Annotated in this window: 11 protein-coding genes; 5 read left to right on the forward strand and 6 right to left on the reverse strand. The window is 68.8% G+C overall.

The genetic code is table 11. From position 1 onward, the window contains the following. Positions 1-42 precede the first annotated feature (42 nt). A complete protein-coding gene (locus tag ABZV93_RS00640; RefSeq protein WP_354928070.1) occupies positions 43-3,108 on the forward strand; it encodes a DUF5722 domain-containing protein in 3,066 nt (1,021 codons plus the stop codon). Positions 3,109-3,138: 30 nt separating this feature from the next. Here ABZV93_RS00640 and ABZV93_RS00645 read toward each other — a convergent pair whose 3' ends face one another. From ABZV93_RS00645 to ABZV93_RS00670, 6 genes are all read right to left on the reverse strand, one after another. Continuing rightward, a complete protein-coding gene (locus tag ABZV93_RS00645; protein ID WP_354928073.1) occupies positions 3,139-3,423 on the reverse strand; it encodes a hypothetical protein in 285 nt (94 codons plus the stop codon). A gap of 167 nt (positions 3,424-3,590) precedes the next feature. Further along, positions 3,591-4,658: a DUF2891 domain-containing protein gene (locus ABZV93_RS00650; protein ID WP_354928076.1), complete on the reverse strand. Its 1,068-nt coding sequence runs from the start codon at positions 4,656-4,658 to the stop codon at positions 3,591-3,593. A 95-nt stretch (positions 4,659-4,753) separates the two neighbouring features. Beyond that, positions 4,754-6,436: an FG-GAP-like repeat-containing protein gene (locus ABZV93_RS00655; protein WP_354928079.1), complete on the reverse strand. Its 1,683-nt coding sequence runs from the start codon at positions 6,434-6,436 to the stop codon at positions 4,754-4,756. A 148-nt stretch (positions 6,437-6,584) separates the two neighbouring features. Beyond that, positions 6,585-7,337 (reverse strand): phytanoyl-CoA dioxygenase family protein, encoded by a 753-nt coding sequence (locus ABZV93_RS00660; protein WP_354928082.1) that lies wholly within the window; start codon positions 7,335-7,337, stop codon positions 6,585-6,587. A 26-nt stretch (positions 7,338-7,363) separates the two neighbouring features. Next, the gene (locus tag ABZV93_RS00665) at positions 7,364-8,743 is read right to left on the reverse strand and encodes a Gfo/Idh/MocA family oxidoreductase (protein ID WP_354928085.1); all 1,380 of its coding nucleotides are present in this window, start codon (positions 8,741-8,743) and stop codon (positions 7,364-7,366) included. After that, complete coding sequence (locus ABZV93_RS00670; protein WP_354928088.1) at positions 8,740-9,813, reverse strand: alpha/beta hydrolase family protein; 1,074 nt, start codon at positions 9,811-9,813, stop codon at positions 8,740-8,742. The genes ABZV93_RS00665 and ABZV93_RS00670 overlap by 4 nt, the downstream gene beginning before the upstream one ends. 373 nt (positions 9,814-10,186) lie before the next feature. On the opposite strand from ABZV93_RS00670, the gene ABZV93_RS00675 reads away from it, so the two are divergent. The 4 genes from ABZV93_RS00675 to ABZV93_RS00690 all read left to right on the forward strand — a co-directional run bounded on the left by ABZV93_RS00675 (position 10,187) and on the right by ABZV93_RS00690 (position 14,474). Next, positions 10,187-11,497 carry an extracellular solute-binding protein gene (locus tag ABZV93_RS00675; protein ID WP_354928091.1) on the forward strand — a complete coding sequence of 437 codons (1,311 nt, stop codon included), beginning with the start codon at positions 10,187-10,189 and terminating at the stop codon, positions 11,495-11,497. 67 nt (positions 11,498-11,564) lie between these two features. Next, a complete protein-coding gene (locus tag ABZV93_RS00680; RefSeq protein WP_354928093.1) occupies positions 11,565-12,503 on the forward strand; it encodes a sugar ABC transporter permease in 939 nt (312 codons plus the stop codon). Positions 12,504-12,513: 10 nt separating this feature from the next. Next, the gene (locus tag ABZV93_RS00685; protein ID WP_354928096.1) at positions 12,514-13,413 is read left to right on the forward strand and encodes a carbohydrate ABC transporter permease; all 900 of its coding nucleotides are present in this window, start codon (positions 12,514-12,516) and stop codon (positions 13,411-13,413) included. Positions 13,414-13,496: 83 nt separating this feature from the next. Beyond that, on the forward strand, positions 13,497-14,474 hold the full coding sequence (locus tag ABZV93_RS00690; RefSeq protein ID WP_354928099.1) for an alpha/beta hydrolase: 978 nt from the start codon (positions 13,497-13,499) through the stop codon (positions 14,472-14,474). The last annotated feature ends 27 nt before the right edge of the window (positions 14,475-14,501 follow it).

Genomic DNA, 14,501 nt, shown 5'->3' on the forward strand with positions numbered 1-14,501 from the left:
ACGCCCACAGCGCCGCCGAGGACATCCTTGTGGAGGTTCGCCATGCCCGGGCGGTTGCGCCGTCGGAGCCCGCTCACCGTCGCTCTCGCGCTGGCAGGTCTGCTGACCGCCACGGTGGCGGCCATGCCCGCCGTCGCGATCGCGTCGGCCCCCGCCACCACCTCGGCGGCCGCCACCTCGTCGGAGGGCATCACGGCGGTGTCGGCACACGACACGACCGTCGAGGTCGGCGGAAGCGTCGCCGAGGCCGGCGCACAGGTGGCGATCTACGTCCTCGGCGCGGAGGCGGACGCGGCCGACTACGACAACGGCACGGCGGTGGCGCGGACGACGTCGGGAGCCGACGGCGCGTTCGCCGCGTCGTTCCCTCGTACCGACCAGGCGGGGCGCGACCGGTTGTACGACCAGTACGTCGCCGTGGCCGGGTCGGGCGCGGACGCGAGGGTCGTCGGCGGCCCTCGGTATGTCGACCGACTCGACTTCACTCCCGCGCGCGACTTCGACTACCCGAAGGCGGCGAGCAAGAAGGGCCTGCAGGTCGAGATGACCGACGACGCGGAGGAACTCGGCGTCCAGCACGCCGGGATCAACGTGGCGTTCAACGAGATCATGCGCAACGGGCCGGGTGACGACCCGTCGAAGGTCGTGCCGTTCGAGTCCGGCGGACGGACGTTCTACTTCGATGCGGACGCGGTCGCGCGCCTCGACGGGCAGATCAAACCCCTGTCGGACAACGGGATCCTCGTCAACCTGATCCTGATCCTCTACCAGAGCGGCGACCCGAACTCCGCCTGGCCGATCCTGCACGACCCCGACGCCGCGGTCGGCTCCGGCACCGTCTACGCGTTCAACACCAAGACGGCGGAGGGAGTGGCGTACTTCACCGCGGCCGTGGAGTTTCTCGCCGACCGCTACACCCGCGCGGACCAGGCACACGGACGGGCCGTCGGCTACATCGTCGGCAACGAGGTCGACGCCCAGTGGGTGTGGGCGAACTCCGGTGACACGCCGCTGGAGCAGTTCCTCCCCGCCTACGCCCGGGCGGTGCGGATCGCCTGGCAGGCAACGCGGAAGTACTGGTCCGGTGCTCGCACCTACGTCTCGCTCACCCACTGCTGGACCACCGTGTGCGGCGACAATCCCGACCCGGCGAACCCGACCAGGTTCTACGCCGGCAAGGACGTCGTCGACCAGTTGAACGCCCTCACCAAGCGCACCGGAGACGTCGGCTGGAACGTCGCCTACCACCCCTATCCGGAGAACCTGTTCGACCCGGCGTTCTGGAACGACAAGGCCGCGACACCCGGCTTCGACACCCCACAGATCACGTTCAGGAACATCGAGGTGCTGCCGGACTACCTCTCCCAGGACGACCTCACCTACGCGGGCGCGAAACGGCGGATCATCCTGTCCGAGCAGGGCTGCAACACCCCCGGCGACACCGCCGATGCCGAACGCCTGCAGGCCGCCTGCTACGCGTACGCCTACTACAAGATCCGCTTCCTGGACGGCATCGACGCGTTCATCCTGCACCGGCACGTCGACCACCAGCAGGAGGGCGGTCTGCGGCTCGGCCTGTGGACGTGGGACGACCAGCGGTCCGAGGCGGCGATGCCGGGGCGGCGCAAACGAAGCTACGACGTGTTCGCCGGCATCGACACCGCGCGGTCCCTGGAGGTCACCGACTTCGCCAAGTCGGTGATCGGCATCCGGGACTGGGCCGACGTCGTCCCCGGCTTCGACCCGGGAAAGCTCGCCGAGCGCACACCACCCTCCCAGGTCGGGACCAGCAACGGCGCGAGGCCGGTACGCCCGCACGTCCTCGCCGATTTCGAGACCGGTCCGGACGGGTGGCGCGTGTCTGACAACGCGGCCGCTGTCTCGACGGTGGCCGGCGGCTACCACGGACGCCGCGCGCTGCGGGTGCGGTTCGACGCGGCCTCGTTGCCGGCGTGGTCCCGTGACGCCAAGACGTGGAAGGGCGCCGACGTCGTTCTCCCGCAGCCGGTGGACGCGACCGCCACGCCGCACCTGAGTCTCGCCGTGCGGGTGCCGACACCCGCAGCGGGAGAGTTCAAGCCGGGCAACGTCTTCTACGCCAAGGTGCGCGCGTACGCGGCCGACGGGCAGGTGGCGTACGGCCTGGCACGGTTGGACCCCCGGCGCGGCTGGAACGTCCTGTCCCTGGACCTGTCCGGTTGGAAGGAGCGGTCACAGCTGGCCCGGGTGAAGGTATGGGTGCGCGGGTCCACCGACGACGACTGGCGCGGCAGCTTCGACGTGGACGACGTCGCGGTGTCCGGTGAGGTCGCGCCGGGCGGGGCGGTCCCGAACCTCGACGTCTCGGCGACGGTCGCCGCTCACCACCCGGTCGGTTCGAGGCTGTCGGTGAGGGTCACCAACAACGACGTACGCCCGCTGGCCGGCAAGCTCAGCTTGCGCCCCTGCGACGGTGTGGCGGTGTCACCGGACATGTTGGACGTCGACGGGATCGGGACCGGAGCAGCCAAGACGTACGACACCACCGTGACGTCGTTCGACCCGGCCGACGCCGACCATCCGGTCGTGTGCGCGGCCTACGACGGACTGGTGCTGCCGGTGGAGTTCACGGTGCCCGCCGCCACGCCCACGTCGCTGTTCACCTTCGATGACGGGGTGCAGGGGTGGAAGGCGGGGGACAACGTGACGTCGGTGGCGAGCGTGGGCAGCTTCGCCAACGGGCCCGGGTCCCCACACGGCGGGGCCGGTGCGCTGGAGGCGACCGGTGCCGCCGCTCCGGCTTCGGAGAGCAGGACCGTCGCCGTCGACCCGGCTACCCCGCTGGACCTGTCCGGAGCGAAGGCCGTCGTCGCCTGGGTGGACTCCTACGGAGGCGCACCCGGAGCGACCGGATACGAGGCGACGCTGACGCTGGTCAGCGGAGCCGAGCGCCGGTCGGTGACGGTGGGATCTTTCACGCCGGACAGGTGGAACGAGCTGCGCGTCGACGTCGGCGACTGGGCGGCGCGGGACCGGATCACCCGGATCGAGGTCGGCTTCCGGGCGATCGGGTCGGACACGCCCTGGAGCGCGAGGTTCCAGGTCGACGACGTCGCCTGGCTCGACTGACGTCCCACCCGCGCTCAGGTTGAGAATCGACTACACGCCGGCTCTCTCGTGGTGGTCTTCGTGGCTCGCCTGCTGGGGAATCCGGGTCTGCTCGTGTTCTTCTGCAAGCTCGTAGCTGCGCAGGCCGTTTCCCAACGCGAAGAAGGTCGGGGCCCACTCACCGACGAAGATCCCCCACCGGTCCGCACGGTCGATGCCGGCCCGCTCTTTCCGGTTCGAGACCATCCAGGATGCGACCGAAAGTCCGATACTGGCGAACCCGGCGATGTATGCGTGCTCGGACCTGATTCCCATTTCATGCAGCTTGCGAAGCATGGGACCTCCTCTGAACGCGCGCCCTGTTACGTCGACGCTCGCACCGTAGGCACGGCCGGTCGGTGGGGGCACGAGACCGGTGACCTGTCGGCTTGGGACCAACGCAGTGAGCCCGACCGGCCTGGTCGCGGGGCCTCACCTCACCTTGTGTGGTTGCGCCGCGCTCCTCAGGTGAGCAGGAGGACGGCGTAGGCCGCGAGCCAGTGCTCCACCATGTAGTCGCTTCCGGCGACGTGCGGCAATGCCACGTCGGCATGCTGCCGCATCGCCGTGAGCGCGACGCCCACCCGCGGGTCGTCGGCGGGAAGGGACTCGGCGATCCGGCGCCAGCACCACGCGCGGCTCGCGTTCAGGCCGTGCAGGTGGGCGATCTGGCCGTCGCTGTCGTCGGACACGACGGCCGGGGTGAACAGGGCCGCCGGACGTCCGTCGGCGAGTCGGGGAAGGAACCGTTCGAGCCAGCCGGGAAACTCCTCCGCGGGCACCAACTGGGCCATCAGCTCGGCCTCGGTCAGCGCGGGGGAGAGGAAGTCGTTGCCGGACGGCTCCCACGCACCCGGGTAGTCGCGGTCGTCACCGAACCACCGGTGCGTGGCCGTGACGAAGGCGTCCAGCAGCTCCGGGTCGCCGGCGGCCGCGCGGGCCCGGGCGTACGGAAGCGACAGGGAGACGGCGAAGGCGCTGTTGGAGTGCACGCCGTACCGCACCGGATAGGTCGCGTCGGGCAGCCACCGCAGGAAGTTCCCGGTCAGCGTCTCGGCGAGCGGGGTGAAGCGTTCCGCCCACCGCCGGGCGTCCGGGTCGTCCCAGCCGGCGAGTTCGTGGGCGAGCCGCAGTGCCCATCCCCACCCGTAGGGGCGCTCCCGGCGACCTCCGACACTGTCGACCATGTACGCGGCCTCGGCGGCCAGGCCGTCGGTGCTGAGATGGCTGTCGAGGGCCGCCCGGATCTCCTCCTCCGGCAGCGCCCCGACCGGGACACCGCGGCTGCCCGTCGCGAGCAGGCGCACGAGCAGCCAGTACATCTCCACACACGAGTGCCAGTCGTAGCTGCCGTAGAAGACCGGGTGCTGTGCGCGCGGCCGGTGCGGGAAGTCACCCGGCGCCCGCATCGTGTGTGGGAGGGCGTACGGGAACTCCCGGTCGATGTTGTCCAGCGCCACCCGTGCGTAGGAGCCGGCGTTCGCCTCCAGCTGTTCTCGCTGCTCCAGCCGTTCCCGCCACTGCTCGACCACCGGGCATCGCTCCTCGCGTCGACGTCGCCTGACCCTACCGAGTGACGGCGGGGTCAGGCGACGTCGAGCCACCGAGGAAGGCGACGTCGAGCCAGCTAGTAGATCGCTGCCTCCGCGGCGACTCCGTTGCTGTCCCCGAGCACACCGACCTCGAACCGCTGACAGCTCAGGTTCGTCGGGCTGCCGTCGGTGCAGTTGATCAGTCCCTTGTCGACGGCCACCACCAGATGGGCGTACCCGGACTCGAAGCTCACGGTCTTGTTCGCACCCCTCGCGAGCTCACCCAGCTCCTCCCAGCTGTTGGTCTGGGCGCTCCAGTGGTGCAGCCAGACACTGCGGTTGTCGGTGTTGAGGTTCGTCAGCTTCAGCGACTTGAGCCCCGGCGGCCGCTCGGCGGTGACGTTCAGGTTGACCTTGCTGCCCTGGTTGACCAGCGTGCCGGGCGGAGGGTCCTGCGCGACGACCTTCAGCCGGTTCATGTCGATCTCGCCGGTGGGGTTCCAGACGAAGCCGATCCCCAGCCCGACCGCACCGAGCAGGTCGTTGGCCGCCTTCTCGGTCACGCCGACGACGTTCGGCACCCGCACCTGCGCGGGCGGGGGCGGCGGAGGAGGCGGGGGCGGGCTGTAGACGGGAACGGAGACGCCGACGCGGGTCCAGTTCAGCTGGGCGCCGTCGGAGTTGCCGAGCCACCAGTTCCTGTCGCCTGGCGTGTAGAAGAGGACGTCGGTGCGCCCGTCGCCGGTGAAGTCGCCGGTCCAGAAGGGGCGGCCGTCCCAGATCTGGCCGAAGCCGCTGGTGTTGGCGGCGACGCTCCACTGGAGTGTGTTGCCGTCGCTGCGGCCGAGCCACCAGTTCTTGTCGCCGGGGTAGTAGAACATGATGTCGGTACGGCCGTCCCCGGTGAAGTCGCCGGTCCAGAAGGGGCGGCCGTCCCAGATCTGCCCGAAGCCGCTGGTGTTGGCGGCGACGCTCCAGCGGAGCTGGCCGCCGTCGCTGCGGCCGAGCCACCAGTTCTTGTCGCCGGGGTAGTAGAACATGATGTCGGTACGGCCGTCCCCGGTGAAGTCGCCGGTCCAGAACGGCCGGCCGTCCCAGATCTGCCCGAAGCCGCTGGTGTTTCCGGCATACCCCCACTGAAGTGTGTTGCCGTCACTGCGGCCCAGCCACCAGTTCTTGTCGCCCGGGCTGTAGAACATGATGTCGGTACGGCCGTCGCCGGTGAAGTCGCCGGTCCAGAAGGGCCGGTTGTCCCACACCTGGCCGAAGCCGCTGGTGTTTCCGGCGACGTTCCACTGCAGGGCGTTGCCGTCGCTGCGGCCGAGCCACCAGTTCCGGTCGCCGGGGTAGTAGAACATGATGTCGGTACGCCCGTCGCCGGTGAAGTCGCCGGTCCAGAAGGGCCGGCCGTCCCACACCTGCCCGAAGCCCCGGGTGTTTCCGGCGACGTTCCACTGCAGTTGGTTGTTGACCGTGCGGCCCAGCCACCAGTTCCGGTCACCCGGGTAGTAGAACAGGATCCCATCCTGACCCGGTGCGGTCCGTACACTCCAGACCGCACAGCCTTCCGGTGAGTTCCCGAAGCCGGCGGTGTTGCCCACCCGCGTCCATCGCAGGGTCGCGTCCTGGATCGAACCGACCCACCAGTCCTTGCCCGTACGGAAGTAGTCACCAGGATCGAACAACAGCAACTGGTCGCGCGGCTGGCCGCCGAACCGGCCCACCCACGCGTAGTCCCCGGCTACCCGCCCTGGAAGATTGCCCGTCGGCGACGGCATGTGGCCCCCCTCGATCAACTCTGGTACGAGACAACGGACCTTGATCCACAAGTCCGTGATCAGAAAACCAGAAGCCGACGCGGCGCAGGGGCCGTTTCGCCGAATCCCCTTCCCTGCCGGGTGCTCCGAGCTCTCCGGCAGCTACCAGTCAGGCCTGGAAGGTGGGGTAGTCCGGGACCGGCGGTGCGCCGGTGTAGCGGTGGCCCGGGCCCATGTAGCTCATGGTCACCGCACGGCGCGGGTCGCCGGAGGTGTTCGCCGCGCTCCCGTGCAGCAGCAGGCTGTGGAAGAACAACGCCGAGCCGCGCCTCATCGGCACCGGTACCAGCGCGGCCGGGTCGTAGTGCTCGGCGGGTACGACGAAGTCGTCCTGGGTCTGCACGTGCGGCAGTGCGCCGCGCCGGTGACTGCCGGGGACGACGGTCAGGCAGCCGTTGTCCGTCGTGGCGTCGTCGAACGGAATCCAGCACGACCACAGCGACATCGGCTCGATCGGCCAGTACGGAGAGTCCTGGTGCTGCCCCTTCTCCGACCCGACCGCAGCCGGCTTCATCAGCGCGGTGGCGCGGAACAGCCGTGGAGGCTCACCGACCAGCGCCCGGACGAAGCGCAGAACCTGGTCGCTGGTGATCAGCCCGTGCAGCAGGTCGTCGTGGAACAGCCCGTCCACCTTGCGGATGTCCCCGCCGTCGGGACGCACCTCGCCGGACCGGTCGAGCGCGGGTTCGCGCTGTAGCCTGATGCCGTCCGGAGCCGCCAGCCGGCCACTGGCGTAGTCGCCGAGCCGGGCGGCGTACCGCGCGCAGTCGCCGGCGCCGACCAGATCCTCCACCAGGAAGAACCCGTCGCGCCAGGCCTGCTCGCCCACCACGTGCCGCCCGGCGGCCAGGTCGTTCACCATCGCCGTACCTCCCCGTCGTCGCAGGCTCACGTGCGTGCGGTCTCGTCGAGTAGTTCGTCGATCAGGTACGGACGGTTGTCGGCCACCGAACGCCAGACCGCCTCGCCCATCGCCACCGCCAGCGCACCCTCCCGGCTGTCGGCCGGTATGCGCAGGTCCAGCGACTCCTTCGACGGGCCGAGCAGCAGGTCGTGCCGGATCAGCGGGTCCGCGCCGCCGTGCCCTCCCTCGCCACCGGCGACGTCGTGGCGCCGCGCCGGCTCGAACATCGGGTAGTGCACGATCTGCCCCGACTCCGGTGTCTCGCCCTTCCCGTCACGGAAGTCGATGCTGCACGTCTCCAGCCGCCCGTGCGTGCCGTTGATCGCCAGCCGGTAGCCCTCCCACCCACCGGAGAACAGGACCGAGTAGCTCAGGCTCGCGCCGGACCGGTAGCGGACGACCGCGGAGTAGGTGTCCTCGATGTCGATGGCCTCGTCGTAGATCCAGTTCCGGGTCCCGGGCGGATACTGCACGGTGTACGGCAGGCCGCCCAGGCCGGTGCGTGGCTTCAGGTGGTCGTCCTCGGGGACGTCGCCGTCGGCCAGCCAGCGCTGGTGGTACGGGCAACCCCGGCGCGGGCCCACGAGATCCGGGTCGGCGGCGCTGTCGGGGTCCGGGCGGTGCGGGCTGTTCGGCCCGTAGTAGTTGAGCGCGCCGTAGGCGAACACCTGCTGCGGCACGTCGCCGACCAGCCAGTTGACCATGTCGAAGTGGTGACAGGCCTTGTGGATGGACAATCCGCCGGAGATCCGGCGTTCGCGGTTCCACCGGTGGAAGTAGCTCGAACCGTGGTAGGTGTCCACGCTCCAGGTCAGCTCGACACTGGTCACCCTCCCCACGGCGCCGTCGAGCAGCATCCGCTTCAGCTGCCGGTTGCGCTCGGTGTAACGGAGGTTGTGTGCCACCCTGATCGACCCGCGGCTGGCGCGTTCGGCGGCGAGCATCTCGCGCACCTGCGCGCAGCTTGCCGCCATCGGCTTCTCGGTGATGACGTCACGGTCCCGGCGCAGCGCGGCGATCGCGTAGATCGCGTGGGTGGCGTCGGGTGAGGTGACCAGCACGACGTCCGGATCGACCTCGTCCACCATCCGGTCGAACTCGGCCGGCGCGTAGTACGGGACGTTCGTGGAGGTCAGGTCGCCGAACGCGCGTACCCGCTCGGCGTCCACGTCCAGGATCGCGACCAGCTCGCCGTGCTCAGACACCTCGGTGAGCTCCGACGGCTCGGCCCTGCGGGTGCCCGTGGCGTCCAGGCCGAGCAGGGGCAGCGCGAACAGCGACAGCCCGCGGTTGGACAGGCCGCAGAGGGCATATCTCGTACGTCTTGTACGGCCGGTACGCCGGTCCGCCGTGGTGCCGCTCATCGGTCGGGTCCGAGGTGTCGGGAGAAGAACGCCACGGACCGGTTGCCGCCCCAGCCGTGCCCGCCGGGGAAGAGGTCGAGCTCGAGGTGGTCGGCCGCGTCCGCCGCCCTGTAGATCTCGCGTACCCGCTCGTGGCAGGCCATCGCCGACTCCAGCCGGAAGCACTCGTCGTACGCACCGATGTCAACCAGCAGCGGACGGGGCGCAAGCAGTCCTTGCAGGTCCGGCAGATCGACCAGGGTGAACAGACCCGGGGTGATCTGGGAGCCGCAGTAGTTGAGGTCGCGGAAGCCGAAGACGGCGAACAGGTCGCTGTAGCAGATGATCTCGGCCGCGCGCAGCCGCTCGTCGGTGAGCGCGCTCCACAACGTCATCGTGCCGCCGCCGGACAGCCCCATCACGCCCAGCCGGTCCGCGTCCACGAACGGCAGGCCGGCCACGTGGTCGACCAGGCTCCGCCCGTGGGCGAGGTTGATGCCGAGCGGGGTCATGCCGAGCATCGTGGCCTGCAGGTAGTAGAGGTTGCACCAGTCCCGGTTGCCGGCCACGTCGTGGTGGTGTGGCTTGCGGCGGTCGTCCTGGTCGCCGTACCCCATCCAGTCGATGCCGAAGGTGACGAACCCGTCCTCGGCCATCCGGCGCCCGTAGGAGGTGTGGGTGTCCAGGTCGGCGTCGCGGTACTCGGGGGAGGAGGCGTTGCCCATGATGACCTCCTTGCCACCAGCGGAGTGGCCGTGCCAGCACAGCAGCGCCGGACGCCGTTCGCCGGAGGAGAGGTCGGCGGGCCGGTTGACGTAGGCGTAGGCCTCCAGGTGCTCGCTCACCGAGACCAGCCAGCGCTGGGTGAGCACCGGGCCGTCCTGCCATTCCGCCACCAGGTCGGCGCGTCGCTCCGACGCCGGAGCGGGCGGTTGGCCGAGGGTGGCCAGTACGTCCGGCAGTGCCCGCGCCCGCCAGGCGGCGACGTCCTCGCCGGGCCGGTAGCCGTGCTTCGGGTGGTTGTCGTCGGCGAGTGTCCGGAACATTTCGTACGGGCTGGTGTTGCCAGGCTTGCCTGGTGCGTGCGGCATGTCCTGGGACGCTAGTGCAGTCGCCGGTGGCCCGTCCACGGCCGCGGCGTCCCGTGCCCGGGGTCGGCCGCGCCGTCCGTTTTTACGGTCGCCTTCGCCCGGCTTTGCCGACGTAAAAAGGGCAACCCAGTTTGTTGAGCGCTCATTACTTGAAAGTTCAGTTCCCAATCCACGTCAGTACTTGAATCCAATGCTGTCCGAAGCTGGCCACCCGGGTAGCCGTGCAATGCGTCCCGTCGTACGCTCAACGCCTCCGACGGCGGATTTGTGTGTGTCGCGTCAACCGTATTTCCATCAGTAGGAAAACGAACTGCCCCATATTGCAGGTAGCGGGCCGGTTCGACGCTTCGAAGGGCTGGTGAAGATGGCGTCCTTGACCAGACGGGCACTGCTCAAAGGTGCTGTAGGAGCAGGTGCCGCGGTCGCCGGCGGGTCGGTTCTGGGTAGTTGCGGGCAGGCGCCCAACGTCAATCGCGGGGCGAAGAAGACGCTGAATTTCTGGGCATTCACCGACACTCGTATCGCGTGGCAGAAGAAAGCCTTCGAGCGGTACAAGAAGGAGAAGAACCCGGACTTCGAGATCAACTGGCTCATCCTGCCGTACACGCAGATGCACGACCAGTTGCTCATCACCGCCCAGGCCGGCTCCGGCGGCCCGGACATGGCCGACGTCGAAATCAGTCAGTTCCCCCGTTTCATCAAAGGTAACGTGCTGTTTGTCGATCTGGCCGCAAAGCTCAAGCAGATGGGTGAATGGGACAACCTCTACCATCCGTCCGCGACCGACCCGTGGAGCTGGCGCGGCCGCACGTACGGCATCGGCAACGAGCTCAACGCCTGCCTGCTCAGCTACCGCCACGACGTGTGGAAGAAGGCGAAGGTCGACACCAACGTCACCACCTGGGAGCACTTCGCCGAGGAGGCGAAGCGGTTCCACCGCGACACCGGCAGCTACCTGATCGACCAGGCCTACCTCGACTGGAGCCAGTGGTGGATGCAGACGCTGCAGCAACGCGGCGGCTTCTTCCGCCAGAACGGCTCGCCCGCACTGGACACCCCCGAGGGCGTCCGCACCCTGGCGTGGATGCAGAACGCGATGAAGGACGGATGGTCGACGCTGCGCCCGGCCGGCCAGTCGTACAACGTGGCGCTCGAGCAGGGCAAGATCGCCTCCCTGCTCGGTCCCTCCTGGCAGTTCAGCGGGTTCGTCCAGCAGAACATCCCGCAGACCAAGGGCAAGTGGCACCTCATGCCGTTCCCGCGGTGGGAGGCCGGCGGTGCGCGCACCGCGACCTGGGGCGGCACCGGCGTGACGGTGCTGAAGACCAGCAAGTACGCCGAGGAGGCGCGCGACTTCGTGTTGTGGGAGCACACCAACTCCCAGGCGCTGCTCACCGACTTCGGCATCCGCCAGGTGTGGCCGACCTACAAACCCGCGTTCAAGGACAAGCGGCTGTCCGAACCGCTGCCGTTCTTCGACAACCAGCGGGTGGGCGCCATGATCCAGGCGGTGTCGCCGGAGATCCCGACGGCCTACATGTCGCCGTACTGGCCGGAGACGACCAGCACGTTCGTGCGGGTGGGACTCACCCCGCCGATGCAGAACCTGCGCATGGCTCCGCGGTCCGCGCTCACCAAGGCGCAGCAGGAGTCGGTCGACACCATCAACTTCGTGACGGCGTGAGGGCCGGCATGGGGGCTGTCGCAGGGGCCGTTGTCGTGGGGACCGTGAGAGAAGGAGAGGTTGCCTGATGGCGACGTCGACGTTGGGCGCGCGCCTGACCGCGCCGCTGGAACCGGCGCGAACGTGGTGGTGGCGACGGCAGCGGAAGGTGTCGCCCTACCTGTTCATCGCGCCGTTCTTCCTGCTGTTCCTGGTGTTCGGCCTGTACCCGATCATCTACTCGTTCATCCTGAGCTTCACCAAGGGCTTCGGGTTCGAGAACCGCACGTTCGTGGGGCTGGGCAACTACATCCACCTGATGTCGGACCCACGGTTCCTGATGGCGCTGCGCAACACCACGATCTACGCGCTCGGCAGCGTGGTCCTGATCGGCGGCCTGTCCCTGCTGATCGCGCTCGCCATCAACTCCAGGTCGGTGAAGTGGAAGACCTTCTACCGCACGGCCTTCTTCTTCCCGGTGCTGACCTCCGAAGTGGTCATCACCGTCATCGCCGCCCGCATCCTCGACGAGCAGTTCGGCCTGCTCAACGCGGCCCTGGGCTGGTTCGGAGTCGGGCCGTTCGCCTGGCTGACCGATCCGAAGCTGGTGATGTTCGCGATCGTGCTGATCGGCTTGTGGACGTGGACGGGCATCAACGCGCTGTACTGGATGGCCGGCCTCAACGGCATCGACGAGGACTTCTACGAGGCGGCCGCCATCGACGGCGCCAGCAGCTGGCAGGCGTTCCGCCACATCACCATGCCGCTGCTGCGGCCGATCGCGTTGTTCGTGGTCCTGCAGGCGATCATCGGGTCGTACAACCTGTTCGCCCTGCCGTTCCTGCTCACCAACGGCGGGCCCTCCGACGCCTCGCTCACGGTGACGCTCTACATCTACAACCAGGGCTTCCAGTTCTTCAACGTCGGCTACGCGAGCGCGATCGCCTACGTGATGACGTTCTTCCTGCTGATCGTGTCGTTGGTCAACATCAAGGTCTTCCGCGGTAGGTCCGCGCCCGGCGAGTGAGGTGAAGTAGGTGGCAGTCATTCACAAGGCCATTTCCAAGGCATCCGCGCGCACGCAGGCCGACACCGCGCCCATGGCGGGGACGAAGCGCCGCTGGCCGGTCGTGTCGTTCGTCATCGTCAACGTGCTGTTGCTGATCGGCGTCCTGGTCGAGGTGTTGCCCTACCTCTACATGGCCTTCAGCGCGTTCAAGAGCAACTCCGAGATCTTCGGCGTACCGCTCACGCTGTGGCCGCGGACGTGGACGTTCACCAACATGGTGCAGCTGTTCGACGGCTTCCCGGTGGCCCGGTGGATGCTCAACACCGCGATCGTCGCGGTGGTGGGCACGTTCCTCGCGGTGATGCTCGCCTCGCTCGCGGGGTTCGCGTTCGCCAAGCACGACTTCAGGTTCAAGACCCCGCTGCTGTTCCTGATGCTGGCCACCATCCTGCTGCCCAGCCAGGTGCTGCTGGTCCCGCAGTTCCAGATCATGCGGACGCTGGACTGGTTCAACACCTACCAGGGCCTGATCATCCCGCGGGCGGTGACGGCGTTCGGGATCATCCTGATGCGGCAGTACACCCTGTCGATTCCCAACGAGCTGCTCGACGCGGCGAGGGTGGACGGCGCCACCGAGTTCGGCATCTGGTGGCGGGTCGTCGTGCCGCTGGTCCGTCCCGGCCTCGCCGTGCTCGGCATCCTGACGTTCCTCGGACTGTGGAACGACTACTTCTGGCCGCTCATCATCACCACCAACCCGAAGATGTTCGTCATGAACCTCGGGATCTCCTCGCTGATCGGACCGTACGACTTCCGCTACGGAATGTTGCTGTCCGGTGCGCTGCTGGCGTCCCTGCCGGTGATCCTGGTGTTCATCTTCTTCCAGAAGCAGTTCGTCGCCGGGCTGACGAGGGGCGCCCTGAAGTAGGCGTTCGGTTCCGAAGCGGGCGATCTCGTCGTACGTTGTGTGTCGTACGTTCCGAGTCGCCCGTTTCGGTCTCAGGAGCAGCCATGACGGCTAACCCGCGAGGTATCGCACTCGACCCGGCCGCGCAGGCGTTCGCCGAGGCGACCGACGCACCGCCCTATCTGTACGAGCTGCCGCCAGAAGAGGGCCGGGCGGCGTTGGACGAGGTCCAGTCCGGCGAGGGCGTCGACCGGCCCGAGGTGGCCGAGCAGTGGGTGACCGTGCCGTACGGCGATGGCGGCGACCCCACCGGGTCCGTGCGTGTGCGGATCCTCCGCCCGCCGCGGGCACGGGGCCTGCTGCCGGCGATCGTCTACGTGCACGGCGCCGGCTGGGTGTTCGGCAACGCGCAGACCCACGACCGGCTGGTCCGCGAGCTCGCCACGCAGGCGCAGGCAGCCGTGGTCTTCCCGGAGTACGACAGGGCACCGGAGGCGCGCTACCCCGTCGCGCTGGAGCAGTGCTACGCGGCGGCGCAGTGGGTGTGCGCCCAGGGCGCCCTGCAGGGACTGGACTCCTCCCACATCGCGGTGGCCGGTGACTCGGTGGGCGGCAACCTGGCGATCGCCCTTACCCTGCTGGCGAAACAACGTGGGGACGTGCGGTTTGCCGCGCAGGTGGAGTTCTACCCCGTGACCGACGCGGCGTTCGACACCGGCTCGTACGAGGAGTTCGCCGAGGGTTACCACCTGCGCCGGGACGCCATGCGGTGGTTCTGGGACCAGTACACCCCCGACGAGAAGGAGCGGGCCCATGTCACGGTGTCCCCGCTGCGTGCCGACACCGACGACCTGCGCGACCTGCCGCCCGCGCTGGTGATCACCGCGGAGGCCGACGTGCTCCGTGACGAGGGAGAGGCGTTCGCGGTCAACCTGCGCCGGGCGGGGGTGCCCACGACCGCGGTGCGGTACGCCGGGATGATCCACGACTTCGTGATGCTGGACGCGCTCCGTGACACCGGGGCTGCGCGGGCGGCGGTGGCCCAGGCGGCGACCTGGCTGCGGGACCACCTCAAGGCGTGAGCCGCCCCGGCCCTGGCCGCGCGGCCG

The sequence above is a fragment of the Actinopolymorpha sp. NPDC004070 genome (genome assembly GCF_040610475.1).
In the GTDB taxonomy this organism is placed as follows: domain Bacteria; phylum Actinomycetota; class Actinomycetes; order Propionibacteriales; family Actinopolymorphaceae; genus Actinopolymorpha.